General features: G+C 71.2%; 23 protein-coding genes and 1 pseudogene. 8 read left to right on the forward strand and 16 right to left on the reverse strand.

The features are described 5' to 3' along the window. Positions 1 to 160: 160 nt before the first annotated feature. From ACLJQE_RS00005 to ACLJQE_RS00015, 3 genes are read right to left on the reverse strand one after another with little or no spacing between them, the layout of a single operon-like run. Positions 161 to 1,117, reverse strand: a complete 957-nt coding sequence (locus ACLJQE_RS00005) for a DNA polymerase domain-containing protein (RefSeq protein WP_410636842.1) — start codon at positions 1,115 to 1,117, stop codon at positions 161 to 163. Between the two features lie 31 nt (positions 1,118 to 1,148). Next, positions 1,149 to 1,952 (reverse strand): oxygenase MpaB family protein, encoded by an 804-nt coding sequence (locus ACLJQE_RS00010; protein ID WP_410636843.1) that lies wholly within the window; start codon positions 1,950 to 1,952, stop codon positions 1,149 to 1,151. Positions 1,953 to 1,998: 46 nt separating this feature from the next. Continuing rightward, entirely contained in the window at positions 1,999 to 2,883 is an 885-nt protein-coding gene (locus ACLJQE_RS00015; protein ID WP_410636844.1) for a LysR family transcriptional regulator, read from the reverse strand. Positions 2,884 to 2,973: 90 nt separating this feature from the next. Between ACLJQE_RS00015 and ACLJQE_RS00020 the strand changes: the two genes are divergently transcribed. Beyond that, positions 2,974 to 4,266, forward strand: coding sequence for an FAD-binding oxidoreductase (locus ACLJQE_RS00020; RefSeq protein ID WP_410636845.1), 1,293 nt, complete (start codon positions 2,974 to 2,976; stop codon positions 4,264 to 4,266). An 89-nt stretch (positions 4,267 to 4,355) separates the two neighbouring features. Then, positions 4,356 to 5,519 carry an acyltransferase family protein gene (locus tag ACLJQE_RS00025; protein ID WP_410638251.1) on the forward strand — a complete coding sequence of 388 codons (1,164 nt, stop codon included), beginning with the start codon at positions 4,356 to 4,358 and terminating at the stop codon, positions 5,517 to 5,519. On the opposite strand, the gene ACLJQE_RS00030 is transcribed toward ACLJQE_RS00025, so the two are convergent. Beyond that, positions 5,516 to 5,938, reverse strand: coding sequence for a nitroreductase family deazaflavin-dependent oxidoreductase (locus ACLJQE_RS00030; RefSeq protein ID WP_410636846.1), 423 nt, complete (start codon positions 5,936 to 5,938; stop codon positions 5,516 to 5,518). The two genes, ACLJQE_RS00025 and ACLJQE_RS00030, sit on opposite strands and share 4 nt — an antisense overlap. 94 nt (positions 5,939 to 6,032) lie before the next feature. Here ACLJQE_RS00030 and ACLJQE_RS00035 point away from each other — a divergent pair, with 94 nt between their 5' ends. Next, a complete protein-coding gene (locus ACLJQE_RS00035; protein ID WP_091318273.1) occupies positions 6,033 to 6,497 on the forward strand; it encodes a MarR family winged helix-turn-helix transcriptional regulator in 465 nt (154 codons plus the stop codon). Here ACLJQE_RS00035 and ACLJQE_RS00040 read toward each other — a convergent pair. The 3 genes from ACLJQE_RS00040 to ACLJQE_RS00050 all read right to left on the reverse strand — a co-directional run bounded on the left by ACLJQE_RS00040 (position 6,494) and on the right by ACLJQE_RS00050 (position 8,368). Beyond that, a complete protein-coding gene (locus ACLJQE_RS00040) occupies positions 6,494 to 6,853 on the reverse strand; it encodes a PLDc N-terminal domain-containing protein (RefSeq protein WP_410636847.1) in 360 nt (119 codons plus the stop codon). The genes ACLJQE_RS00035 and ACLJQE_RS00040 overlap by 4 nt on opposite strands. A gap of 57 nt (positions 6,854 to 6,910) precedes the next feature. Then, positions 6,911 to 7,570, reverse strand: a complete 660-nt coding sequence (locus tag ACLJQE_RS00045) for a hypothetical protein (protein WP_410638253.1) — start codon at positions 7,568 to 7,570, stop codon at positions 6,911 to 6,913. 120 nt (positions 7,571 to 7,690) lie between these two features. Beyond that, positions 7,691 to 8,368 (reverse strand): GNAT family N-acetyltransferase, encoded by a 678-nt coding sequence (locus ACLJQE_RS00050; RefSeq protein ID WP_410636848.1) that lies wholly within the window; start codon positions 8,366 to 8,368, stop codon positions 7,691 to 7,693. Positions 8,369 to 8,420: 52 nt separating this feature from the next. On the opposite strand from ACLJQE_RS00050, the gene ACLJQE_RS00055 reads away from it, so the two are divergent. Beyond that, positions 8,421 to 9,263 (forward strand): PaaX family transcriptional regulator C-terminal domain-containing protein, encoded by an 843-nt coding sequence (locus ACLJQE_RS00055; protein WP_410636849.1) that lies wholly within the window; start codon positions 8,421 to 8,423, stop codon positions 9,261 to 9,263. On the opposite strand, the gene ACLJQE_RS00060 is transcribed toward ACLJQE_RS00055, so the two are convergent. Then, a complete protein-coding gene (locus ACLJQE_RS00060) occupies positions 9,250 to 9,645 on the reverse strand; it encodes a RidA family protein (protein WP_410636850.1) in 396 nt (131 codons plus the stop codon). The two genes, ACLJQE_RS00055 and ACLJQE_RS00060, sit on opposite strands and share 14 nt — an antisense overlap. Positions 9,646 to 9,712: 67 nt before the next feature. Between ACLJQE_RS00060 and ACLJQE_RS00065 the strand changes: the two genes are divergently transcribed. Both ACLJQE_RS00065 and ACLJQE_RS00070 read left to right on the forward strand, forming a co-directional pair. Beyond that, a complete protein-coding gene (locus ACLJQE_RS00065; protein ID WP_410636851.1) occupies positions 9,713 to 12,055 on the forward strand; it encodes a bifunctional salicylyl-CoA 5-hydroxylase/oxidoreductase in 2,343 nt (780 codons plus the stop codon). Next, positions 12,052 to 13,212, forward strand: a complete 1,161-nt coding sequence (locus ACLJQE_RS00070; RefSeq protein ID WP_410636852.1) for an acyl-CoA dehydrogenase family protein — start codon at positions 12,052 to 12,054, stop codon at positions 13,210 to 13,212. The genes ACLJQE_RS00065 and ACLJQE_RS00070 overlap by 4 nt, the downstream gene beginning before the upstream one ends. On the opposite strand, the gene ACLJQE_RS00075 is transcribed toward ACLJQE_RS00070, so the two are convergent. Both ACLJQE_RS00075 and ACLJQE_RS00080 read right to left on the reverse strand, forming a co-directional pair. Then, positions 13,163 to 13,780, reverse strand: a complete 618-nt coding sequence (locus ACLJQE_RS00075) for a DUF2306 domain-containing protein (protein WP_410636853.1) — start codon at positions 13,778 to 13,780, stop codon at positions 13,163 to 13,165. The genes ACLJQE_RS00070 and ACLJQE_RS00075 overlap by 50 nt on opposite strands. Before the next feature lie 177 nt (positions 13,781 to 13,957). Further along, positions 13,958 to 14,356, reverse strand: a complete 399-nt coding sequence (locus tag ACLJQE_RS00080; RefSeq protein ID WP_410636854.1) for a hypothetical protein — start codon at positions 14,354 to 14,356, stop codon at positions 13,958 to 13,960. A gap of 162 nt (positions 14,357 to 14,518) precedes the next feature. Between ACLJQE_RS00080 and ACLJQE_RS00085 the strand changes: the two are divergent. Next, a pseudogene (locus ACLJQE_RS00085) lies at positions 14,519 to 14,728 on the forward strand (helix-turn-helix domain-containing protein); the annotation flags it as partial. A gap of 93 nt (positions 14,729 to 14,821) precedes the next feature. Continuing rightward, the gene (locus tag ACLJQE_RS00090; protein ID WP_410638347.1) at positions 14,822 to 15,880 is read left to right on the forward strand and encodes a hypothetical protein; all 1,059 of its coding nucleotides are present in this window, start codon (positions 14,822 to 14,824) and stop codon (positions 15,878 to 15,880) included. Between the two features lie 2 nt (positions 15,881 to 15,882). On the opposite strand, the gene ACLJQE_RS00095 is transcribed toward ACLJQE_RS00090, so the two are convergent. The 6 genes from ACLJQE_RS00095 to ACLJQE_RS00120 are packed head-to-tail and all read right to left on the reverse strand — an operon-like array spanning position 15,883 to position 23,045. Beyond that, positions 15,883 to 17,286, reverse strand: a complete 1,404-nt coding sequence (locus ACLJQE_RS00095) for a GH1 family beta-glucosidase (RefSeq protein WP_410636855.1) — start codon at positions 17,284 to 17,286, stop codon at positions 15,883 to 15,885. Positions 17,287 to 17,320: 34 nt separating this feature from the next. Further along, complete coding sequence (locus ACLJQE_RS00100; RefSeq protein WP_410638255.1) at positions 17,321 to 18,319, reverse strand: ABC transporter ATP-binding protein; 999 nt, start codon at positions 18,317 to 18,319, stop codon at positions 17,321 to 17,323. Then, a complete protein-coding gene (locus tag ACLJQE_RS00105; protein WP_410636856.1) occupies positions 18,319 to 19,305 on the reverse strand; it encodes an ABC transporter permease in 987 nt (328 codons plus the stop codon). Before ACLJQE_RS00105 ends, ACLJQE_RS00100 begins: the two co-directional genes overlap by 1 nt. 1 nt (position 19,306) lies before the next feature. Beyond that, positions 19,307 to 20,287 carry an ABC transporter permease gene (locus ACLJQE_RS00110; RefSeq protein ID WP_410636857.1) on the reverse strand — a complete coding sequence of 327 codons (981 nt, stop codon included), beginning with the start codon at positions 20,285 to 20,287 and terminating at the stop codon, positions 19,307 to 19,309. Beyond that, positions 20,284 to 21,357, reverse strand: coding sequence for an ABC transporter ATP-binding protein (locus tag ACLJQE_RS00115; RefSeq protein ID WP_410638256.1), 1,074 nt, complete (start codon positions 21,355 to 21,357; stop codon positions 20,284 to 20,286). Before ACLJQE_RS00115 ends, ACLJQE_RS00110 begins: the two co-directional genes overlap by 4 nt. A gap of 17 nt (positions 21,358 to 21,374) precedes the next feature. Beyond that, entirely contained in the window at positions 21,375 to 23,045 is a 1,671-nt protein-coding gene (locus ACLJQE_RS00120) for an ABC transporter substrate-binding protein (RefSeq protein ID WP_410636858.1), read from the reverse strand. Positions 23,046 to 23,101 lie beyond the last annotated feature (56 nt).

Consider the following 23,101-nt stretch of genomic DNA (forward strand, 5'->3'; position numbering starts at 1 on the left):
CAGCAAAACTCGTGGCCCCGGCCTGACACTCGGACAGACCAGCCTGCTCCTGCAGAACCTGCTCACCTGCTGGACCGGGGCCTGCGCACTATGCCAACAACCACTCCCGCCCTAACAAAGCCCTATTCAACGCAACCAAGGCCACATTGGGGCGCTTTGGCTAGCTTGATTCGCGGGCGGCGCGGGCTCGGCGCTTGCCCTCGTGCATCGCCGCCACGCGGGCGATCGGGATGGTGTGGCCCTCCGCGACCAGGTCGGCGGGCAGCACGAACGGCTCGGGCATCTCCTCGGTCCAGGGATCGCCGCCGTCCAGCAGGGCCGGGACCGTGTGGACGGTGAAGTCGGCCGGCTTGACGCCGTCGAGCTCGGCCCAGCGGACCGGGAACGACACCGGCGCGCCCGGGCGGTGACGCGGGCTGTAGACCGAGACGACCGTCCCGCCGCCGGCCCGCGTCGAATCCAGGAACACCTTGCCTTCGCGGCGCTCGAGCACGAACTCCGTCGTGCCCAGCGCCGGGTCGATCCGCTCGGCACGGGCCGCCACCGCGCGGGTCGCCGCCGCGATGTCCTCGACGGCCTGCCCGGGCGCGAGCGGCACGAAGACGTGGACGCCCTTGGAGCCGCTGGTCTTCACCGCGCCGTCGAGACCGTCGTTGCGCAACGCCTCCCGCACCAGCTTCGCGGCGCCCACGGCCAGCGAAAACGGCGCGTCCTGGGGTGGGTCGAGGTCGAGGATCAGGTGGGTCGCCCCGGTCGCGGGGTCGCCGCGGAACAGCGTCGTGTGGTACTCGATCGCGCGCTGGTTGCCGAACCACAGCAGCGTGCGCAGGTCGTTGCAGAGCGCGTAGGTGACTTCGCGACGCGAGCGATCGGCCCACAGCGCCCGGCGCTCCACCCACTCCGGGGTGTACTTCGGCAGGTTCTTCTGCATGAACGGCCCTTGGCCGCGCAGCACCCGCACGACGCTCAGCAGCCGGTCGTGCAGCTCCGGCAGCATCCGGCCGGACACCGCCTCGAGGTAGTCGAGCAGTTCCCGCTTGGTGACCCCCGCGTCCGGGAAGACCTCCTGGTCGAGACTGCTCAGCTTGACGCCGTGCCGGATCTCATCGCCACTCATTCGCCCACCCTCGCGTCCCCGCCCGAGGCGGTCAACTCCCAACGAGCGGACGTCCGGTGCGCAACCGCCACCGAAGATCCCGAAGGCAGAGGTTGAACGGGAACCGCCGCAGCGGTCCGGGCAGCACCCGGACGACCCGGCCGAGCACGGCGAGAAGCACGTCGAACCGGCGCTGGTCGGTGGCGGTCCAGGACAGCCGCATCTCGTCGCGGAAGCGCTGCGGGAGGAACCCGGTGGTGACGAACCGGTGGAACCGCCGTCCGGGCACGGCGAACACCGGCGGCAGGAACTCCAGGTCGACGATCCGGGTGAGGTAGCGGCGGACGGCGTCGTCGATGCCGATCCCGGCCAGCCCGCCCGCCCAGTACTCCTCGAAGGCCGCCCGGTCCGCGGGCCACATCCCGGGACGCACCTGCAGCGTGGTGCCGAGGGCGGCGGCGTCGGCGTAGAACCGCTCCGGCTCGCCGCCGACGAAGGCGAGGTAGACGTCCTCGAAGCCCTTGTACAGGCAGGCCGCGACCCACAGCTGGAGGCCGGTGTCGAAGGCGTCGTAGGCGACCGGGCTGGCCGCGGTCGAGTGCACCTGCGCGTGGGCCCGGTTGACGGCCTTCCGGTACGCCGCGCGCTCGGCGTCGGTGCCCATCGTCGCCACCGCGAGGTAGGTGAGCGTGGTCCGGGTCCGCTTCACCGGGTGGTGGAAGAGGTTGCCGCTGTCGACCCGGCTCTCCAGGACGCCGTGCCCGACGGGCGCGCGGGAGAGCTGCATGATCACGTTCGCGCTCCCGGCCAGCAGCCCGGCGCCGACGACGGCGTCGCGAAGGGCGGTTCCGGTCATCGGCGCACCTCCTCGACCCCCAGCGAACGCGGTTGTTGACTACCTGTCAAGAGCGGTACGCCGCCCGGGCGAACGCGATCAACGCGCGCGCGGCCGGGCTCAACGGCCCCTCCGCGCGCCACGCCAGGGCCAGCACACCCCGCAACCCCGGCCCGCGCAGCTCGACGACCCGCAGCTCGGCCTGGTGGTACCGGGCCAGCGACTCCGGCACGATCGCCACTCCGAGCCCCCGCGTGACCAGCTGCACCAGGACGTTCGGGTCGGCCGCCTCGAACGCGATCCGCGGCGTCAGTCCTACCCGCGCGAAGGCCGCGTCCAACGCCGTGCGCAGGCCGGTCCCCTTCGGCAACGCCATCAGCGGCAGGCCGTCGAGGTCGGGGATCTCGATCTCCTCCCGGCCGGCCAGCGGACCGGACGGCGCGGTGACGGCCAGGAACGGCTCGTCCAGCAGCACCTGCGTCGCGATGCCGGGCGGCGGGCCGGTCGCGAGGCCCACGACGGCGAGGTCGAGCCGTCCCTCGTGCAGCGCCGCCAGCATGGTGTCGGAGTTGGCTTCCGACAGCGTGATCTCCACCGCCGGGTACCGCTCGTGGAAGCCGGCCAGCAGGTCGGGCAGCCCGACCGGCCCCGCCGACGTCACCGCGCCGATCGCGACCTGCCCGCGGACCAGCCCGGCGAGCTCCTCGACGGCTTCGCGCACGCCCTGCACCGCCGCGAGCGCGGCCCGGGCGTGCGGCAGGGCCGCGGCACCGACGTCGGTGAGCCGGACCGTCCGGCCGGAGCGGTCCAGCAGCTCCTGCCCCAGTTCCCGCTCCAGTCGTTTGACCTGCGCACTCACCCCGGGCTGGGCGACGTGCAGCCGCTGCGCCGCGCGCGTGAAGCCGCCTTCCTCCGCGACGGCGACGAAGTACGCGAGCTGGTGCAATTCCATAAGCACTGATTCTAGTCGGCAGAAAAACCAGATCTTGGACTTCTGAGCGTGGGCGTCCGAAGCTGGAGGCAGCGAACGAAAGGACCCGAGATGAACATCCTCCGCCCCGGTCAGGACGGTTACGCCGAAGAAGTCGCCGGATTCCAGACGGCGGTCCCCACCGCGCCCGCGGCCGTCGTCGCCGCCGAAAGCGCCGAGGACGTCGCCGCCGCCGTGCGTTACGCGGCGGAGCACCGGCTGCCCGTCGCGGTGCAGGCCACCGGGCACGGCCTGACCGCGGGCACCGACGGCGTCCTGGTCAGCACCCGCCGGATGACCGGCGTCGAGATCGACGCGGCGGCCCGCACCGCGCGCGTCGAAGCGGGTGTCCGCTGGGAGGCGGTGATCGCCGCCGCGGGCGAGCACGGCCTGGCGCCGCTCAGCGGCTCGTCCCCGGACGTGGGCGTCGTCGGCTACACGCTCAGCGGCGGCTTCGGGCTGATGGCCCGCCGGTACGGCCGCGCCGCCGACCACGTCCGCGCCCTCGACGTGGTGACCGCGGACGGCGAACTCCGGCGCGTCGAGCCGGGCTCGGACCTGTTCTGGGCGCTGCGCGGCGGCCGTGACGGCTTCGGCGTCGTGACGGCGATCGAGTTCGGCCTCGTGCCGGTCCGCGACCTCTACGGCGGCAGCCTCACCTTCGGCAGCGCCGACGTGCCGTCCGTGCTGCGGGCGTGGCGGACGTGGTCGGCGGCCGCGCCGGACACGCTGTCGACGTCGCTGGCGATGATCCAGTACCCCGACCTGCCGGTGGTGCCCGAGCCCGTGCGCGGACGGCACATCGCCCAGGTCCGGATCGCCTACCTCGGCGAGGACGGCGACGACCTCGTCGCGCCGCTGCGGGCCGTCGCCCCGGCACTGGTGGACACGCTGCGGCCGATGCCGTTCACCGAATCCGGGTCGATCGCGGCCGAACCGCGGCAGCCACACGGCTACCACGGCACCAACGCGACGGTCTCCCAGCTGAACGACGCCGTGCTCGACGCGATCGTGGAGCACGCCGGCCCGGGCGCGGCCGCGCCGCCCGTGCTCATCGTCGACCGGCTGGGCGGCGCACTGGCCAGGGTCCCGGAGACGCCCGGTGTGAGCTGGGACTCCTCGGCCGAGTTCGTCGTCCGCGCCCTGTCGGTGGTCGGCGACGACGGTGTCGCGGCCGTCCGGCGCGCGCACGCGAAGCTGTTCGACGCGCTGGCGCCGTGGACCACTGGCCGGCTGCTGCCGTTCGTCTACGGCGAGCACGCGCCGGAGGAGGTGGCGGAGAGCGTCTTCCCGGCCGCCGACCTGCGGCGGCTCCGGGAGCTCAAGCGCCGGTACGACGCCGGGGACCTCTTCCGGGCCGGATGACCGGGTCACGGCCGGGGAAAAGACCCGGAAATCGGGGCCATATACTCGGCCGGCCTGATCACACCGTTAGGGGAACCGTCTTGCGCACGATGAGCCACGAGGACTACCTCGGCATGCGGCGGTTCCCCGGGCTCGACGGCCTGCGCGCGCTCGCCGCGACGATGGTCATCTTCTTCCACTTCGGCGGGCCGAACTGGACGTGGCTGTCGGGCTGGGTCGGCGTCTACCTCTTCTTCGTGCTGTCCGGGTTCCTGATCACGACGTTGCTCCTGCGCGAGCAGGACCGCACCCACCGGATTTCGCTGTCGAACTTCTACATCCGGCGCGTGTTCCGCATCCTGCCGCCGTACCTGGTGATCCTCGGCGGGATCGTCGCGTTCGTGATCCTGCGCGGCGAGTTCTACTCGCGTGACTTCCCGCAGGCGCTGAAGTACTACCTGACGTTCCTCAACGAGTTCCTGCCGGCGGCCACCACCGGCACGGACAACTTCTTCAGCGGCTCGTGGACGCTCGGGATCGAGGAGAAGTTCTACCTGGTCTGGCCGTTCCTGCTGGTCGCGATCGGGATCGGCGCGGCCAAGCGCAAGTTCCTGCTGGTCGGCGTGGCCATGGTGGCGTTGCTGGCCCTGGTCCCGCTGACCACCGGCGGCTGGGTCCTGGAGTACTCGCAGACGGCGATCTACCGCTCGACGATCCACTACTTCATCCTGGCGGGCGGCTGCCTGCTGGCGATCCTGCTGCACTACCGCCGCGGGTACGCGCTGCTGAAGCCGCTGACGCACCCGCTGGCGGCGATCCCGATCTTCGCGGCGTTCGCGCTGCTGCACACGAACTTCGACCGCCTCTGGCACGAGACCCGCAACAACCTCTGGCTGCTGGTGGCGTACGCGGCGCTGACGATGCTGCTGCTGATCGTGCTGGTGAGCCCGGGTCCGCTGCGCTGGCTGCTCAGCACCGCCCCGATGCGGTTCGTGGGCGAGCGGTCGTACTCGCTGTACCTGCTGCAGGGGCCGGTGCACTTCGTCGTCGTCCAGGCGGTGCCCGGGCTGGCACAGCACCGGACGGTCTCCGCGCTGACGGTGTTCCTGGTCGGCCTGGCGATCGCGGACCTGATCCACCGCTGGGTCGAGAAGCCGCTGATCGACGTCGGCAAGCAGCTCATCGCCCGCAAGGAAGCCCGGCGCGCGGAGCGGCAGGACGCAGAGCAGCGTCCCGCCGAGACACGCGCCGAGCCCGCGCCGGTCGGGTCCTAGCGCTCCAGGACCACGATCGGGATCACCCGGTCGGTCTTCTTCTCGTAGTCCGCGAAGCCCTCCGCGTGCGCCACCATGCCCGCGTACAGGCGGTCGCGCTCGGCGCGGTCGGCGATGACCGTGGCCGTCGCCTCGAACTTCTCCGTGCCGACCTCGACCGTCACCTTCGGGTTGGCCACCAGGTTGTGGAACCAGGCCGGGTTCTTCGGCGCGCCGCCCATGGACGCCGCGATGACGTAGCGGTCGCCGTCCGTGGTGTAGACGAGCGGGGACAGGCGCTCGGCTCCGCTCTTCGCGCCGATCGTGGTGAGCAGCAGCACGTTCTTGCCCTCGAACATGCCGCCGACCTTGCCCTCGTTGGCCCGGAACTCTTCGACGATCTGCTTGTTGAAGTCGTTCATGTCGGCTGGCGTGGTCATGGGATCCCCTGTTTCTGGCCGGTACGCTCGGCCGGACGCGAGTAAGCTCTTAAGCGTTTGCTTTGCAAGCAAAGCTACCGACGGGAGGGGAGCGGTGTCAACGGAGGCCGGACCGAGTGTCGAGGACGGCGTGCGGCAGCTCCTGCTGCTCATGCCGCGCCTGGTCGGCCGCGCGAAACGCACCCCGGTGCCGGCGGAGCTGGACGGCTGCGCGCTGGCGCCGCGGCACCTTTCGCTGCTGTCGTACCTGCTCTTCGACGGCCCGATGACGGTCACCGAGCTGGCCACCCGCCTGCAGGTCGCACCGACGACGGCGAGCCTGATGGTCGGCGACCTCAGCCGCCAGGGCGTGCTGAACCGCGACGAGGACCCGGCCGACCGTCGCCGCACGATCGTCAGCATCGCCGAGGACAAGCGCCCGGCGGTCGACGCCTGGCTCGCCCGCGGCGCGAAGGCCTGGAGCGACGCACTGACGCCGTTGACCCCCGCCGAACGCCGGCTGGTGATCACGACACTGGAAGCCTACGAACGCGGCACCTGCGACGGACCGGCCTGCTAGGCCTCGCCGCGCTTTTCGCGGGCCAGCTTGCGCTGGGCTTCCGCGCGTTCCCGGCACTTGCGGAGGAATTCCTCGTCGTCGTCGGCGCTCGTCGCCGCGAACCGGCCCGGCCGGTCGTACTCCGGGAACGCCGTCGCCTGCCGCTCGTACGGGCCGTGCGCCCGCGCCGCCTGCCGCGGACGGCCGGCGACCAGCCAGATGATCGAGCCGACCAGCGGCACCACCAGCACGAGCAGCAGCCACAGCCCCTTCGGCAGGTTGCGGCAGGACGATTCGTCCGTCGTGATCACGTCGACCAGGCAGAAGATCCACAACCCGAACGTGACGATGCCGAGCAGGCCGTTGAAGTACAGCAATTCCCCGCCTTCCCCCAGGAATGAACGCGGTAAGTCTTAGCAGACCTCTCCGGCAGGTCAGCCGCGGGTCACCCGCAGCACCGCGGGCATCCGGAGATTCGGCGACGAAATCCAGGAGACTTCCCCTTCTGTCAGGCGAAAATCCCGCAACGCCTCGAAAACGCCGGCCGCGAGGGCACGTGCGTGCCACGACCCCGGGCACGCGCGCGGACCGGCGCCGAACGGCGTGCCGGCGAGGGACACCGTGACGTCTTCGCCGTCGATCCGCCGGCGCGTGGCGAGCACCGGCTGCTCGGCGGGTTTTCCGGTCAGCCAAGCGAAAAGCTCGTTGCCGATGAGGCCCGCCGTGGCGTCGCAGGCCTGGACGAGCAGGCCGATCCGCGCCGCCGCGAGTTCGGAGGGCCCGCCGCAGGCCGCGACGAGCCGCGCCAGCGCCGCTTCGGCAGCCGCATCCGGCACCACGTGCGGGTGGTACGCCGCCGCGACCGGGACCACGTCGGCCGAGACGTCCGGCAGGCCCAGCGCCTCGGCGAGCACCCCGACCGGCACCGGCCGCGCGATCTCGGCCATCACCTCGACGACGTCGAGACCGGCCACGATCCGGTGAGTCCGCGAGAAAGCCTTCTCCCGCAACGAGTCCGCGTCGACCGAAGCCAGCGCGTCCACGCCGAGCGCCCGACGGCGGACGTGGTCGGGGCCGTTGCTGAAGCGGGCCACGGACGCGCGCAACCAGGCGACGCTCCCCAGCGGAACGTCAACGGGCACGGGCGGAACCGGAGCGGAAAGCGAAGTCATGCGGCGACGGTAGCCACGGAAAACGTCGGCGGCGGCCGAAGTTTAAAGCACCGACGCGGCCGGAAACCACATCGCCTGCGGGCCACCACACCGCGTCGGGCGCGGGACGTCGTGCTGGAACCACCACGCCTCGGTGACGCGGCCGTCCGGCAGCCGGTACGTCGGCGGGCCGGCGACGCGGACGAGCCCGGCGGCCTGCAGCGACCGCGCGCTGGCGACGTTGCCGACCTCCGCGCCGGCCCGCACCCGCGCCAGCCCGAGGTGGTCGTGCGCCAGCGTCAGCCCGGCCGCGAAGAGCACGCGCCCGTAGCCGCGGCCGCGGTAGCCGGGAGCGAGGTAGCCGCCGGTCTCCGGGCCGCCGTCCTCGCCGGTGTGCACGCTCACCAGCCCGGCGCAGCGGCCGGCCTCGACGTCGATCATCACCAGGTCGACGGACTGCGGATCGGGTGACGCCCAGTCCGGCCCAGTGCCGGGCACGACCCGCAGCGCATCCGCCCGCGCCGGCTCGGCGACGATCGAGTCGCGCTGCCAGCCGAGCCACCGTTGCGCGGCCGGATCGCTGCCCCCGGCCACGGCGGCGGCGTACTCCCACGCGGTCGGGGTGCGGAAGAGGAACCGCCCGCCGCGCAGCACGTGACCCTGCCGGTCGCAGGTCCGCTTGGTCATCAGGCGGCCGCGGCGGGTGAGCCGGTCGAAGATCCCCTTGGTGGCTGGCAGCATCGCGGCGAAATCGTAGCGGAGCGAACCGGGCGGGAGTTGCTATCGTGGCGCGATGACGGCCGTACCCGAGGCAACCGACCTGGACGGCTCCGGCCGGTCCGCCCAGCCTCGCCAGCTCATCGTGACGGTGTACGGCCTCTACTCGCGCACCGAGGGCGGCTGGCTCTCGGTCGCCTCGCTGATCGACCTGCTGGCCGCCGTCGGCGTCGACGAGCCCGCGGTGCGCTCGTCGATTTCCCGGCTGAAGCGCCGCGGGATCCTCGAGGCGGTCCGCCGCGGCGCGACCGCCGGCTACGAGCTGTCCGACGAAGCCCGGGACATCCTGCGCGAAGGCGACGAGCGGATCTTCCGCCGCGGGCGCGCGACCCCGGCCGACGGCTGGCTGCTCGCGGTGTTCTCGGTGCCGGAGACCGAGCGCCACAAGCGTCACCTGCTCCGGACCCAGCTCTCCCGGATGGGTTTCGGCACCGCGGCCTCCGGCGTCTGGATCGCCCCGGCCCACCTGCACGCCGCGACCGAGGAAGCGCTCACCCGGCTCGGCCTGGCCGGGTACGCCGACCTGTTCCGCGCCGAGCACCTGGCCTTCGGCGACGTCGCGGCGAAGGTGCGCGACTGGTGGGACCTCGACCGGCTGGACGAGCTGTACACGACGTTCCTCGACGAGCACGGCCCGGCGCTGCGCCGCGAGTCCGTGACCGACGAGCAGGCTTTCGCCGACTACGTTCGCGTGCTGACCGGCTGGCGGCGGATGCCCTACCTCGACCCGGGCCTGCCCGCGGAGTTCCTGCCCGGCGGCTGGTCCGGGATCCGCGCGGCCGAGCTGTTCTTCGAGCTGCACGCACAGCTGGAGACGCCGGCCCGCGCGTACGTGGCGAAGGCGATCAATCTCGGCTGAGCACCGCGAAGCCCTGGACTTCGACCAAGGCCTCCTCGTCCCACAGCCGGGCCACGCCGATGCCCGCCATCGCCGGGTACTCCGTGCCCGCGAGGCGCCGCCAGACCGCGCCGATCTCGCGCGCGTGGGCGCGGTAATCGGCCATGTCGACGATGTAGATCGTCACGCTGCAGAGGTCTGCCGGGGACCCGCCGGCCGCGCGCAGCGACGCCAGCAGGTTGCCGAGCGCGCGTTCGAACTGCTCGACGACGCCGTCCCCGGCGATCTTGTTCGACGCGTCCAGCGCGGTCTGGCCGGCGAGGAAGACGACCCGTCCCTCGGCCACCACCGCGTGCGAGAACCCGGACGGCTTGCCCAGCTCCGGCGGGTTGATGCGGTCCATGCCGGACACCGTACGCCATCTTTCGCGTTATTGACGGTCGTAGTTGCCACGACATACCCTGGACGGCGTGCGAATCGCGGTCATCGGTGGCGGCCCGGCGGGTCTGTACTTCGCCGCGCTCGCGAAGCAGCTCGGTCCCGGCCACGAAATCACGGTCTGGGAGCGCAACGCCCCGGACGACACCTTCGGCTTCGGCGTCGTGTTCTCCGACGAGACGCTCGGCGGCATCGAGCACGCCGACGCGGCGGTGCACGAGGCGATGAAGGCGGAATTCGCCCGCTGGGACGACATCGACGTGCACTACCGCGGCACGGTCACCACCTCGGGCGGCCACGGCTTCGCCGCGATGAGCCGCAAGCGCCTGCTCGGCATCCTCCAGAGCCGCTGCGGCGAACTCGGTGTCGGCCTGCACTTCCGGGAAGAGGCGCCGGCCGACCTCGCCGGGTACGACCTCGTCGTGGCCGCCGACGGCGTCAACTCGGCGATGCGCGCGCGGTACGCCGAGACGTTCCGGCCCAGCGTCGAGACCCGCCGCTGCCGGTACATCTGGCTGGGCACGGACCTGGTGTTCGACGCCTTCAAGTTCCACGTCCTCGAAACACCGGCCGGGATCATGCAGATCCACGGCTACCCGTACGGCCGCGACGGCAGCACGTTCATCCTCGAGGTCCAGGAGGACGTCTGGCAGCGGACGTTCGGGCCGATCGCGGCCACCTCGCCGAAGCCCGGCGAGAGCGACGAGAAGTCGATCGCGCTGATCCGCGAGCTGTGCGCCGACGTCCTCGGCGGGCACCGGATCATGGCGAACAACTCGAAGTGGGTGTCGTTCGGCACGGTCCGCTGCGAGACGTGGGTGCACGAGAACGTCGTCCTCCTCGGCGACGCGGCGCACACCGCGCACTTCTCGATCGGCTCCGGCACGAAGCTGGCGATGGAGGACGCGCTCGCGCTGGCCGCGTGCCTGCACGAAACCGACGGCGTCGCGGAGGCGCTCAAGGCCTACGAGCTGGAACGGCGGCCGGTCGTCACGTCGACGCAGCGGGCCGCGCAGGCCAGCCTGGAGTGGTTCGAGAACATCGCGCAGTACGCCCACCAGGAGCCGCCGCAGTTCGCGTTCAACATCCTCACGCGCAGCCGCCGCGTCACCTACGACAACCTTCGCCTGCGCGACCCCGAATTCACGGCCGAGCTCGACCACTGGTTCGCGCGCACACTCGGGACGACTTCGCGGCCGCCGATGTTCCAGCCGTTCAGGCTCGGCGAGCTGGAGCTGCCGAACCGGATCGTGGTGTCCCCGATGGACATGTACTCCGCGGAGGACGGCGTGCCGGGCGACTTCCACCTGGTGCACCTGGGCAGCAAGGCGCTGGGTGGGGCCGGGCTGGTGATGACGGAAATGGTCTGCGTCTCCCCCGAAGGCCGGATCACGCCCGGCTGCGGCGGGCTCTACACGCCGGAACAGGAAGCCGCGTGGAAGCGGATCGCCGACTTCGTGCACGCGCGGACGCCGTCCCGGATCGGTGTCCAATTGGGACACTCCGGGCGCAAGGGTTCGACGAAACTCATGTGGGACGGCATCGACGAGCCGCTGCCGTCCGGCAACTGGGAGATCTGCGCCCCTTCGGCACTGCCGTACTCCGAGCGCAACCAGGTGCCGCGTGAACTGTCCACAGCGGATCTTGCGGAGATCCGGTCGCAGTTCGTCGCGTGCGCCGAGGCTGCCGCCCGCGCCGGGTTCGACGTCCTGGAACTGCACTGCGCGCACGGCTACCTGCTGTCGTCGTTCCTCTCGCCGCTGACCAACCGGCGGAAGGACTCCTACGGTGGTTCGCTCGAGAACCGGCTGCGCTTCCCGCTGGAGGTCTTCGACGCGGTGCGTGCGGTGTGGCCCGCCGAACGGCCGATGACCGTCCGGATCTCGGCGACCGACTGGTGCGAGGGCGGCATCGACGCGGACGACGCCGTCGAGATCGCCCGCGCGTTCGCCGCACACGGCGCCGCGGGCATCGACGTCTCGACGGGCCAGGTCGTCAGCGAGGAACGCCCGCAGTACGGCCGCAGCTACCAGACGCCCTACGCCGACCGGATCCGCAACGAAATCGGCGACGAGTACGGGATCGCGGTGATCGCGGTCGGCGCGATTTCGTCCTACGACGACGTCAACTCGCTGATCCTGGCCGGGCGCGCGGACCTCTGCGCACTGGGCCGCACCCACCTCTATGATCCACAGTGGACGCTGCACGCGGCGGCCGAGCAGGGGTACCCGATGCCGTGGCCGAAGCCGTTCGCCGCGGGCAGCCGCAAGCCGCAGACGGGCCGCTCCGACGGGCCGGAGCCGCGTCTCGACCTCGTCCGGTCCGGCCCGGCCGGCACCGCACACGCCCGCTGGCGACCGGGAGCTTCGTCATGACCTTCGCGCTGAACCCCGCCCAGCAGGCGTTCGCCGCCGAAGTGCGGCGGCTGGCCGAAGAGCAGCTGCGCCCGCTCGCCGAGTCCGGTGTGGAGGGTGCGGTCAACCGCCCGCTGCTCAAGGCGATGGGTGCGCTCGGCCTGCTCGCGCGGCTCTTCCCCGGCGTCGCTTCGGGAACGCCGTCGCGGCAGGCGGCCGCGACGGACCTGTGCATCCTGCGCGAGAACCTCGCCACGGTGAGCACGGAAGCCGAGACGGCGCTGGCGTTGCAGGGATTGGGCAGTTACCCGGTGCTGCAGTCCGGAAGGGACGAACAGGTCGCGAAGTGGCTGCCCGCGGTGGCGGCCGGCGACGCGGTGGCGGCGTTCGCGCTGACGGAACCGGACGCCGGCTCGGACGCGGCGGCGCTGTCTCTGCCGGCGGAGCCCGACGGCGACGGCTGGCGCCTGACGGGGTCGAAGATGTGGATCTCCAACGCGCCGGAGGCCGACTTCTACACGGTGTTCGCGCGGACGACACCGGGGGCGGGCTCGCGCGGGGTCAGCGCGTTCGTCGTCCCCGCCGACCGGCCGGGCCTCGGCGGCGAGCACCTCGACCTGGTGAGCCCGCACCCGATCGGCACGGTGACGTTCGACGGCGTCGAGGTCCGGCGCGAGGAGCTGCTCGGCGAGGAGAACCGCGGCTTCGCGGTGGCGATGCGAACCCTCGATCTGTTCCGCCCGAGCGTCGGCGCGTTCGCCGTCGGCATGGCCCAGGCGGCGTTGGACGCGGCGGTGTCCCACACGAGTTCGCGCGAGGCGTTCGGCGGGCCGTTGATCAAGCAGCAGGCGGTGGCGCACGCGCTGGCCGAGATGGCCACCCGCACGGAAGCGGCCCGGCTGCTGGTCTACGCGGCGGCGGGCGCGTACGACGCGGGCGAGCAGAACCTCGGCGGCCGGGCGGCGATGGCGAAGCTGTTCGCCACCGAGGCGGCGCAGTTCGTCGTCGACTCGGCGGTCCAGCTCCACGGTGCCCGCGCACTGCGGCGCGGGCACCTGCTGGAGCACCTGTACCGGGAGGTCCGGGCGCCGCGCATCTACGAAGGCGCGTCGGAGATCCAGCGGACGATCATCGCGCGCTGGCTGGCTTCGGCTTCCGGTCGAGCCACCACTGGCTGAGCAGCAGCAGGACCAGGACGCTCAGCACGGCGGACAGCGTGGCCGCGTTCAGGATCATCGTCTCCTCGTCCCCACCCCGCGGCATGACGATCAGGAAGGCGAGCGGCGACAGGGCCCGGCTCATCAGCGTGCTCATGCACATGGCGAAGCTGCGGACCATCCACTTGCGGTGGTCGGCGAACCGCCGCTGCCGCACCGCCCGCCACCCGGCGATCGTGAAGCCGAGCCACAGCAAGGCGGCGAAGACGTTGAGCGCACCGACGGCCGGCCCGAGCGGGCTCACCGGCCCGATCGTCGCGGCCATCAAGGCCGACGGAATCGCCCCGCCGAAGACGTAAACCCGCCCGACGCGGCGGTGCACGACCGGGTGCCTCCGCCGCAGCCACGGCCAGACCTGCAGGACGACCCCGACGATGGCAATGGTCCCGAAGGTGATGTGCGCGACGAGGAACCAGTAGTGCGCGGCGAATCCGGCGGGAGCGGGAACCCGCGACTGCGCCGGATCGAGCGTGAGGTAGGGCGGCACGGAGAAAGCGAGGAACACGGCGACGACCAGGGCGAGTGGCACGACCCAGGGCCGTCGCCACCACTTCGGTTCCGGCTGAACGGATGCGGGTCTGATTTCGGTGCGGACGGTCATGGGCACCCCCAGGTCGGCTTTACGACCGACGTTAGGGAAAGCCCCCGGGAGGAACCATGGAGTGAGCCACCGCCGCCCTGGTGGGGCCCACCCCACCAGGGCGGCTCACAGCATCGCGAAGACGGTGGCCTCGCCGATCCGGCCGACCGGGCCGCTGCCCCGCCGGTGGCCCTTCAGTTCACACCGCACCGCCTGCGCCACCCGGTCCACGACCTCGAAGCGGGAACCGCCGCAAACGCCGACCAGAAAGCCCCCGCCGGCGATGTCGGCCAAGCCCCGGGCGAGGGTCCGGGCGGCCGCGGACAGCCCGGTCAGGTCATCGGGGAAGTGCTGGAGCACGAGACACCCGTACGGGTAACCGCCACCGACGACGAGCGGCCGGGGGAACACGATCCGGCCGGCGTCGAGTTCCCGGCCGAGCCGCTGCGCGAACGCGGCGGCGCCGCACGGATCGAAACCCGCGTCCGCGGCCGTGAACAGCGCCATCACCAACGAGCGTTCCATCCGCCTCCCCTTTCCTGCGCACGGTTACACCGAACCGCGGCTGAGGCGCTGGGCCCATCGGCCGTACCGATCGTGCACATCGTGTGCACATCCTGCAAAATCGCTCGTCAACGGTTCGTCCTGGCTACCGTGAGACCACCGACCTCGCGCGGGGAGGCCACGATGAACCGCTACGGCGCAGCCCACCCCCTGTCCGGCCCTCGACGGCCCGGCGACGTCGTCCGGAGCGCCCGGTCCGCCGCCGGCTGGACGCAGGCCGCGCTGGGACGTCGGTGCGGGTGCTCGGCCAGCCAGATCTCCCGCTGGGAAACCGGCCGGTCACCGCTTCGTGACGTCGGGGTTCTCCGCCTCCTGGCCACCGCACTGGGCTTGCCGATCGAGGTGTTCGGGCTCGTCCCGGATAACCCACACGGTGTGTCCGGCAGGACGGTGCCGGTTCGTTGGCCTACTGTGGGCCCGGTTCCGGTGACGAAACCCGAGGAGGACGACCCGATGCGGCGTCGCACTTTGCTCGCCGGGGCGGGCGGGTTGGCCGTCGGTGCGCTGGCCGGTGGCGGTCCGGCGTACGGCGCCGGCGACCCGATCCGGTCGCTCGGGGCCGCTCTGCTGAACCCGCCCATCGCGAACGCCGAACCGTTCTCCCTCGACGAGCTCCGGCGGGCCGTTGCCGTTGTCCGGTCCGCCTTCCACCAGGCGAAGTACGGTGACGTCGCCGCGCTGCTGCCGAAGGTGCTGGCCCGGACCACGGCCACTCGCGCGGAACTCGACAGCACCGGCGGTGTCGCCGTCGCCAACCGGCACCTGGCCGAGCTCTACACCCTGACGACGGAACTCATGATCAAGGTGGGCAACGACCGGCTCGCCTGGACGGCGGCGGACCGGGCGCTGCAGGCCGCGGACTCGTCCGGCGACCTGCTCACCCAGGCCACGACCCGGCGCAGCTGGGGAATCGTCCTGCGCCGCTCGGGCCAGGCGGACACCGCACGCCGGCTCGTCCTCGACACCGCGGAAGCCCTGCAACCGAACCTGCACCGCGGTCCCGAACACCTCTCCGGCTACGGAACGCTCCTCGAAACCGCGGCCTACACCGCGGCCGTGGACGGCGACCGGGACACCGCGAAGGCGCTGATCACCGAGGCGGCCGACGCCGCGGCGAGAGTGGCGGCCGGGCCGCACGCGGCCGCGTTCAACCCCACCGCCGTCGGCCTCTACCAGGTCAGCATCGCCAGGGTGCTCGGCGACTCCGGTACCGCGATCGAGCACGCACGCCGCATCGATCCGGCCTCGATCCCGGTGGTCGAGCGGCGTGCCCGGTACTTCTCGGACGTCGCACGCGCCTTCCACCAGTGGGGCAAGCCGGAGCAGTGCTACCGCGCCCTGCTGGCGGCCGAACACGCGTCACCCGACGAAGTGCGCTACCGCCCGGCCATCCACCGGATCACCGAAAGCCTGGTCCGGCACCCGAACGCGGCCGCTCTCCACGGACTGACCGCGTTCGCGCGCCGGACCGGCGTCCCGGTCTGACGTCAGCTTCCCCGCACCCGGCGGACGGTGTCGCGGTAGAAGTACCCGCTCTGCTTGATCGTCCGCTCCTGCGTCTCGTAGTCCACCCGGATCAGCCCGAACCGCTTCGCGTAGCCGTACGCCCACTCGAAGTTGTCCAAAAGGGACCAGGCGAAGTACCCGCGCACGTCCACCCCGGCCTGGCGGGCCGCCGCCACCGCGGCGATGTGGGAAGCCAGGTACGCCGTGCGGCCGTCGTCGCGGACGAAGCCCGTCGAGTCGGGGTCGTCGTCGAAGGCCGAGCCGTTTTCCGTGATGTACATCGGCAGGCCCGGGTAGTCGCGGCCCAGCCGGGTCAGCAGCTCGGTGAACTTGCCCGGCAGGATCTCCCAGCCCATCGCCGTCGTCGGCTCGCCGAACGGGATCACGCGGGAGGCCGGGACGCCGTCCTCGTCCACCGCCAGGCCCTGCTCGTCCACGCCCGAGAACTGCTGGCCGAAGTAGTAGTTCACGCCCAGGAAGTCCAGCGGGGCGGAGATGACCGAAAGGTCGCCGTCCTGGATCGGGAGCCGCACTCCGCGCGAGGCCAGGTCGTCCACCACGTCCGCCGGGTAGTGGCCGTGGACCAGCGGGTCGAGGTAGATGCGGACGCCGAGGCCGTCGGCCTGGCGGGCCGCGCGGACGTCCTCCGGCGAGTCCGTCGCCGGGTCGGCCGTGCACATGTTGAGCGTGATGCCGAACTGCGTGGGTCGCTGTGCCGACTGGCGCATGCGCTGCACCGCCAGCCCGTGGCCCAGCAGCAGGTGGTGCACCGCGTGCAACCCGGCCGCGTAGTCACGGCGGCCCGGCGCCATCACGCCGTGCACGTACCCGTGCATCGCCGAGCACCACGGCTCGTTCAGCGTCGTCCAGTGGCGGACCCGGTCGGCAAGCCGGTCGAACACCAGCATCGCGTAGTCGGCGAACCGGTACGCCGTGTCGCGCGCCGGCCAGCCGCCCGCGTCCTCCAGCTCCTGCGGGAGGTCCCAGTGGTACAGCGTGAGCCACGGCGTGATGCCGCGGCTCAGCGTCTCGTCCACGAGCCGGTCGTAGAACCCGATGCCTGCCTCGTTGACGCCGCCGCGGCCGCGCGGCTGGACCCGCGGCCACGAAACCGAAAAGCGGTAGGTGTCCGCCCCGAGTGCGCGCACCAGCTCGATGTCCGACGGCATCCGGTGGTAGTGGTCGCACGCCACGTCACCGGTGTCGTTGTTGTCGATCGCCCACGGCACCCGGCAGAACGTGTCCCAGATGGACGGTGTCCGGCCGTCCTCGGAGACCGCGCCTTCGATCTGGTACGCGGCGGTCGCCACGCCCCAGCGGAAGTCCGGCGGCAGGGTGTCGATCAGCGCCTGCTGCTCGGCGGTCGCGGCTGTGGTCTCGGTCAAGGCGGCTCTCCTCCAGAGGTACCGGGCAGGTCGTTCAGGGAGCTGTATCGGCGACGACGGGATGCAGCCAGCACGCCACTTCGCGCACCGGGTCGCCGGGCGTGCCCAGCAGCGGGACGCGGTCGGGGCACGGCTCGAAAGCCTTGGGGCAGCGGGGGTGGAACGCGCAGCCGGACGGCATCCCGCGCGTGTCCGGCGGGGAGCCGGGGATCCCGGTCAGCTCGCGCCGCGGCCCCCGCAGCGCGGGGAACGAGTTCAGCAGGCCGTGGCTGTACGGGTGCAGCGCGTCCCGGTAGAGGTCCGACGCCGGCGCCTGTTCGACGATCCGGCCGCCGTACATGATCGCGATCCGGTCCGAGAACTCCACCAGCAGCGAAAGGTCGTGCGTGATGAACAGGACCGAGAAGCCCAGCCGCTCCCGCAGTTCCACGAGCTGGCCGAGGATCTGCCGCTGCATGACGACGTCGAGGGCGGTGGTCGGCTCGTCCATGATGACGATCCGCGGCTCCAGCGCCAGCGCCATCGCGATCATCACGCGCTGCCGCATCCCGCCGGACAGCTGGTGCGGGTACGCCTCCAGCCGGTCGGCCGAAATCCCGACCAGCTTCAGCAGGTCGCGAGCCCGCGCGACGCGGCCCGCCCGCGTCGACCCGGGCTCGTGCGCCTTGATGACGTCGACCAGCTGCGTGACCACCTTGTGCACCGGGTTGAGCGAGTTCATCGCCCCTTGGAACACAATGGACGTTTCGGCCCAGCGGAAGCCGCGCAGCTGCCTGTCCGTCAGTTTGAGGACGTCGTAGGGTTCGCCGTCCGCGGGGTGGTAGATGACCTGGCCGCCGCGGATGACGCCCGGTGGCGCGAGCAGCCGCGTCAGCCCGTAGGCCAAAGTGGACTTCCCGCTGCCGCTTTCCCCGGCCAGGCCGAGGACTTCGCCGCGGTGCAGCGTCAGGTGCACGTCCCGGACCGCACGCACGGCCTCGTCGCCGACGCCGTAGTCGACGTCGAGGCCCTTGATCTCCAGCACCGGGTCCATCACGGCTGTTCCTCCCGCCCGAGCACGGGCGTGAAGCCCACGCGCATCCGATGCGTCCGGCCGTCGGTGCCCTTGACGCGTGCCTTGCCGCTGCCGCGCAGCCGCGGGCTGACGAACTCGTCGATGCCGAAGTTGAGCAGGGACAACGCCGTCCCGAGAACGGCGATCGCCAGCCCGGCCGGCACGAACCACCACCACGCGCCCTGGGCCAGCGCCTGCTGGCTCTGCGCCCAGAACAGGATCGTGCCCCAGTTCCAGTTGGACAGCCCGGAGACGCCCACGAAGGCGAGCGTGATCTCCGACATCACGGCGAAGATCACCGTGCCGACGAAGCTGGACGCGATCACCGCGGTCAGGTTCGGCAGGATTTCGAAGAAGATGATCCGCCACGTCGATTCGCCGGTCGCCCGGGCCGCTTCGACGTACTCCCGGCCGCGCAGCGAAAGCGTCTGTGCCCTGAGGACCCGCGCACCCCACGCCCACGACGTGAACCCGATGATCACCGCCACCAGGATGTCGCCGCCGGTGGGCACCGCGCTGCCGATGATGATGATCAGCGGCAGCGCCGGGATCACCAGGAACACGTTGGACAGTGCGGAGAGGCCTTCGCCCGGGGTGCCGCCGAGGTAACCGGACGTCACCCCGACGATCACCGCGAGGATCGTCGCCACGATCCCGGCGGCCAGCCCGACCAGCATGACGCTGCGCGTGCCGACCACGACCTGGCTGAAGATGTCCTGGCCGAGGTGGGTGGTGCCGAACCAGTGCCGCGCCGACGGCGATTCCAGCAGGTCGCTGCTGCGCGCGGACGGGTCGTACGGCGCGATCCACTCGCCGATCACCGCGATCACCAGGAAGAAGGCGATGACGGCGAGGCCGGTGACCGTCTTGCCGCCGGTGAGGAACCGGAACCGGCGCCGTCGCGCGGCCACCGCTTCGAGCGGGAGGGCCTGTGCGGCCTTGACGTCCGCCGCGGGTACGGCCATGTCAGCCCTCCTTCCGGGTGCGCGGGTCGAGCGCCAGGTAGGCGACGTCGGCGAACAGGTTCGCCACCAGCACCGACAGCGTGATGATCAGGAAGATGCCCTGCATCAGCGGGTAGTCCTGCGAGCCGACGGCCTGGAACAGCTGGTAGCCGACGCCCGGGTAGGAGAAGACGATCTCCACCAGCAGCGTGCCGCCGACGATGAACCCGAGGGCGAGCGCGAAGCCGGACACGCTGGGCAGCAACGCGTTCCGCGCGGCGTAGCCGACCATCACCCGGCGTTCCGGCAGGCCCTTGGCGTGCGCGACGGTGACGTAGTCCTCCGACGCGACCGTGACCATCATGTTCCGCATGCCCAGGATCCAGCTGCCCATCGAGCTGATCAGGATGGTCAGCGCGGGCAGTAGGCTGTGCTGGATCGCGCTGCCGAGGAAACCGGCGTCCCAGCCCGGGACGGTGCCCGGGTCGTAGCCGCCGGACGACGGGAAGAAGCTGCCCGGGCCGGCCAGCAGTGTCAGCGCGATCAGGCCGAGCCAGAAGTACGGGATCGACGACAGGAACGTCGTCACCGGCAGCAGGCCGTCGACCCACGAGCCGCGCTTCCAGCCGGCGACCACGCCGAGCCCGGTGCCGATCGCGAAGCCGGCGACCGTGGTGATGCCGACCAGGATGATCGTCCACGGCAGACTGTCGGTGAGCAGGTCGGACACCGGCGTCGGGAAGAACGTGAACGAGATCCCGAGGTCGCCGCGGAACAGCTGGCCCCAGTAGCCGAAGTACTGGGAGATCAGGCTTTCGTTCTTGTCGAGTCCGAAGAGGACGTACAGCGACTCGATCGCGTCCGCGCTGATCATGCCCTGGTTCTTCGCGATCAGCGACTGCACGGGATCGCCCGGGATCATCCGCGGGATGAAGAAGTTGATGGTGACGGCGGCCCACGCGGTGAAGACGTAGAAGGCCAGCCGTTGCAGCAGGTACCTCATCCGGCGGCCCCGTCGTACAGCCAGCAGGCGGCCCAGTGCCCCGGCGCGTCGCCGACGTCGAACCGCGGCGGCAGGTCGGTCTTGCACCGCGCGAGCGCGACCGGGCACCGCGGGTGGAACCGGCAGCCGGACGGCGGATCGATCAGGCTCGGCGGCTCCCCACCCGAACTGGGCACTTTCACGTGAAAGGGCCCCTCTGGCTCCGCCGGGAGGAGGCGGGCCGGGTCGGGGGCGGATTCGATGAGCAGCCGGGTGTACGGGTGCGCCGGCCGCTGCGTGACCGTCTCGCTGTCGCCGCCTTCGACCATCCGGCCCGCGTACATCACCATCGTCTCGTCGGCGAAGTAGCGCGCGGACGCGATGTCGTGCGTGATGTACAGGATCGCCAGGTGCAGGCGCTCCTTGAGGTCCCGCAGCAGGTTCAGCACGCCGAGCCGGATGGAGACGTCCAACATGGACACCGGCTCGTCGGCCAGCAGCGCCTCCGGGTCGGCGCCGAGCGCCCGCGCGATCGCGACGCGCTGGCGCTGGCCGCCGGACAGCTCGTGCGGGAACTTGTCGAGGTACCGCTCGGGCGGCGTCATCTGCACCCGGGTCAGCAGCTCCCGCAGCGACTTCTCGAGGTCGTCGCCCGCGCGGCCGTGGATCTTCAGCGCCCGCGTCAGGTGGTAGCGCACGGTGTGCACCGGGTTCAGCGACGCGAACGGGTCCTGGAAGATCATCTGGACGCGGCGGGCGTAGGCGCGGAACGCCTTGCCCCGGCGGACGTTCACGCTCTCGCCGTGCAGCCGGATGTCGCCACCGGTCCGCGGGTAGAGGCCCGCGAGCAGCCGGGCGACCGTCGACTTGCCGGAGCCCGACTCGCCGACCAGTGCGGTGACGCGGCCCCGGCGGAGCACCAGGGTGACGTCGTCGACGGCCTGGATGCTGCGGCGCGAGCCGGTCAGCGCGGCCCGCCCACGACGCCGGATAGGGAAGTGCTTGGTGAGGCCTTCAGCCTCCAGGACCACGGGGAGGTCCCCCTCCGGCCCGGCGGCGACCGGGTCGGAGGGGGACTGCTCGGTCGTCACAGCTGAGTCCGCCATCGTCACGCCGCGGGCTTGAGGTGCAGGACGATGTCGAGCGCGTTGCGCAGCGTCGGCTGGGCCGGCGCGTACGGGTTGGCCTCGTCCGGCCAGCCGACCCAGTTCTTCGTGCTGTATTCGCCGCCGGAGTTGGCCGCCGACGTGGGGATCATCGGCTGCTGGTCGATCATGATCTTCTGCAGCGTCGCCATGGCCGCGGTGCGGGCGGCGTCGTCCTCGGCGTTCGCGTAGGTCTCGAGCGCCCTGGTCGCCTCGTCGTTCTTGTAGCGGCCGTAGTTGCCGTTGATGCCACCCTGACCGGTCGGCTTGTAGCGGTTGCCGTCCATGACGTCGCGGTACATGTCGTACGGCGTCTGCCCGTCGTTGGTCCAGTGCATCAGGCCTTCGAAGTCACCGGTGTCGACCGACTTCATCCACGCGTCCTGGTTCATCTTCTCGACCGTGGCGGTGATGCCGATCTGCGCCAGGTTGTCCTTGATGATCTCCAGGTCGGTGATGTAGTCCGACCAGCCGGACGGGACGGTGAGCTTGATGGTGACCGGCTTGCCGCTCGGGTCGGCCAGCTTGTCGCCGGTGAACTTGTAGCCCGCGCCGGTCAGCAGCGACTTCGCGCCGGGGACGTCGAGCTGGACCGACTGGCCCTTGTACTGCGGGGCGATGAACGGGTCGCCCGCCGGCGTCGGGATGCCGGTGACCTGGTCGTTCTTCGGGTAGAAGTAGCCGGCCTCGCCCTGGTGGAAGATGTCGTCGCGGTTGATCACCTTGTTGATGGCCTGGCGCAGCTTGGCGTCGTTCCACGGCGCCTTTTCGGTGTTGAACCACAGCCCGTGGATGGCCAGCTGCGCGGGGAACCACAGCTTGTAGTGCTGCGGGTCCTTGTTGGTGTAGACGGCCTTGTAGTTCGGGATGAACACGAAGCTCCACTCGGAAGCACCGTTGACCAGCGCGCTGACCTGCGCGTTGTTGTCGGTGTAGGAGGTGTAGCGGATCTCCTTGACCTTCGGCGCCTCCTGCCAGTAGCCGCTGTCGCGCCGCGTGACGATCATCGTCTGCGGGGTGGCCGACTTCAGCGTGTACGGGCCGGTGCCGATCGGGTTCTTCACGAGGTCGAGCGCCGGGTCCTTGATGCCCTGCCAGACGTGCTTCGGCACGACGAGGGTCTGCAGGATCTTGACCTGGTTGACGAACTGCGAGCCGTCGAAGCCCAGGGTGACCTGGTTGCCGGCCGCGGTGATGTCCCGGTACGGGACGGCGTCGACGTTCAGCGCCTTGTTGTCGCGCAGCAGCTGGAAGGTGTAGGCGACGTCTTCGGCGGTCATCGGCTTGCCGTCGGAGAACTGCACGCCGTCACGGACGGTCAGGACCAGCTTCTTGTAGTTGTCCGACCAGTCCCACTTCGTGGCCAGCCACGGCTTCGCCGGCTCCTGCGGCTTGACGCGGTTGTGCATGGCGAGGGGCTCGTAGATCATCCACCGGTAGCCCATGTTGGACAGGGCGGAGGTCTCCAGGAACGGGTTGTTGTTCTCCGCCTGCGGGCCGTCCGGCTTGCCGACGTTGAGCACGGCGTCCGGGTTGCCCTGGGCGGCGTTGGAGCTCCCTCCCGAGCACGCGGTGAGGCCGGTCAAGGCGATCGTGGCTGCTAGCGCTGCGGCGATGGAGCGCTTGACTCGCATCGGTTCCTCCTGGTCATCGACGACTTGCGTGCTGTCGACTGGTAGCGAGCCCCGAC

Source organism: Amycolatopsis sp. lyj-346 (assembly GCF_046548975.1).
Taxonomy (GTDB): Bacteria; Actinomycetota; Actinomycetes; order Mycobacteriales; family Pseudonocardiaceae; genus Amycolatopsis.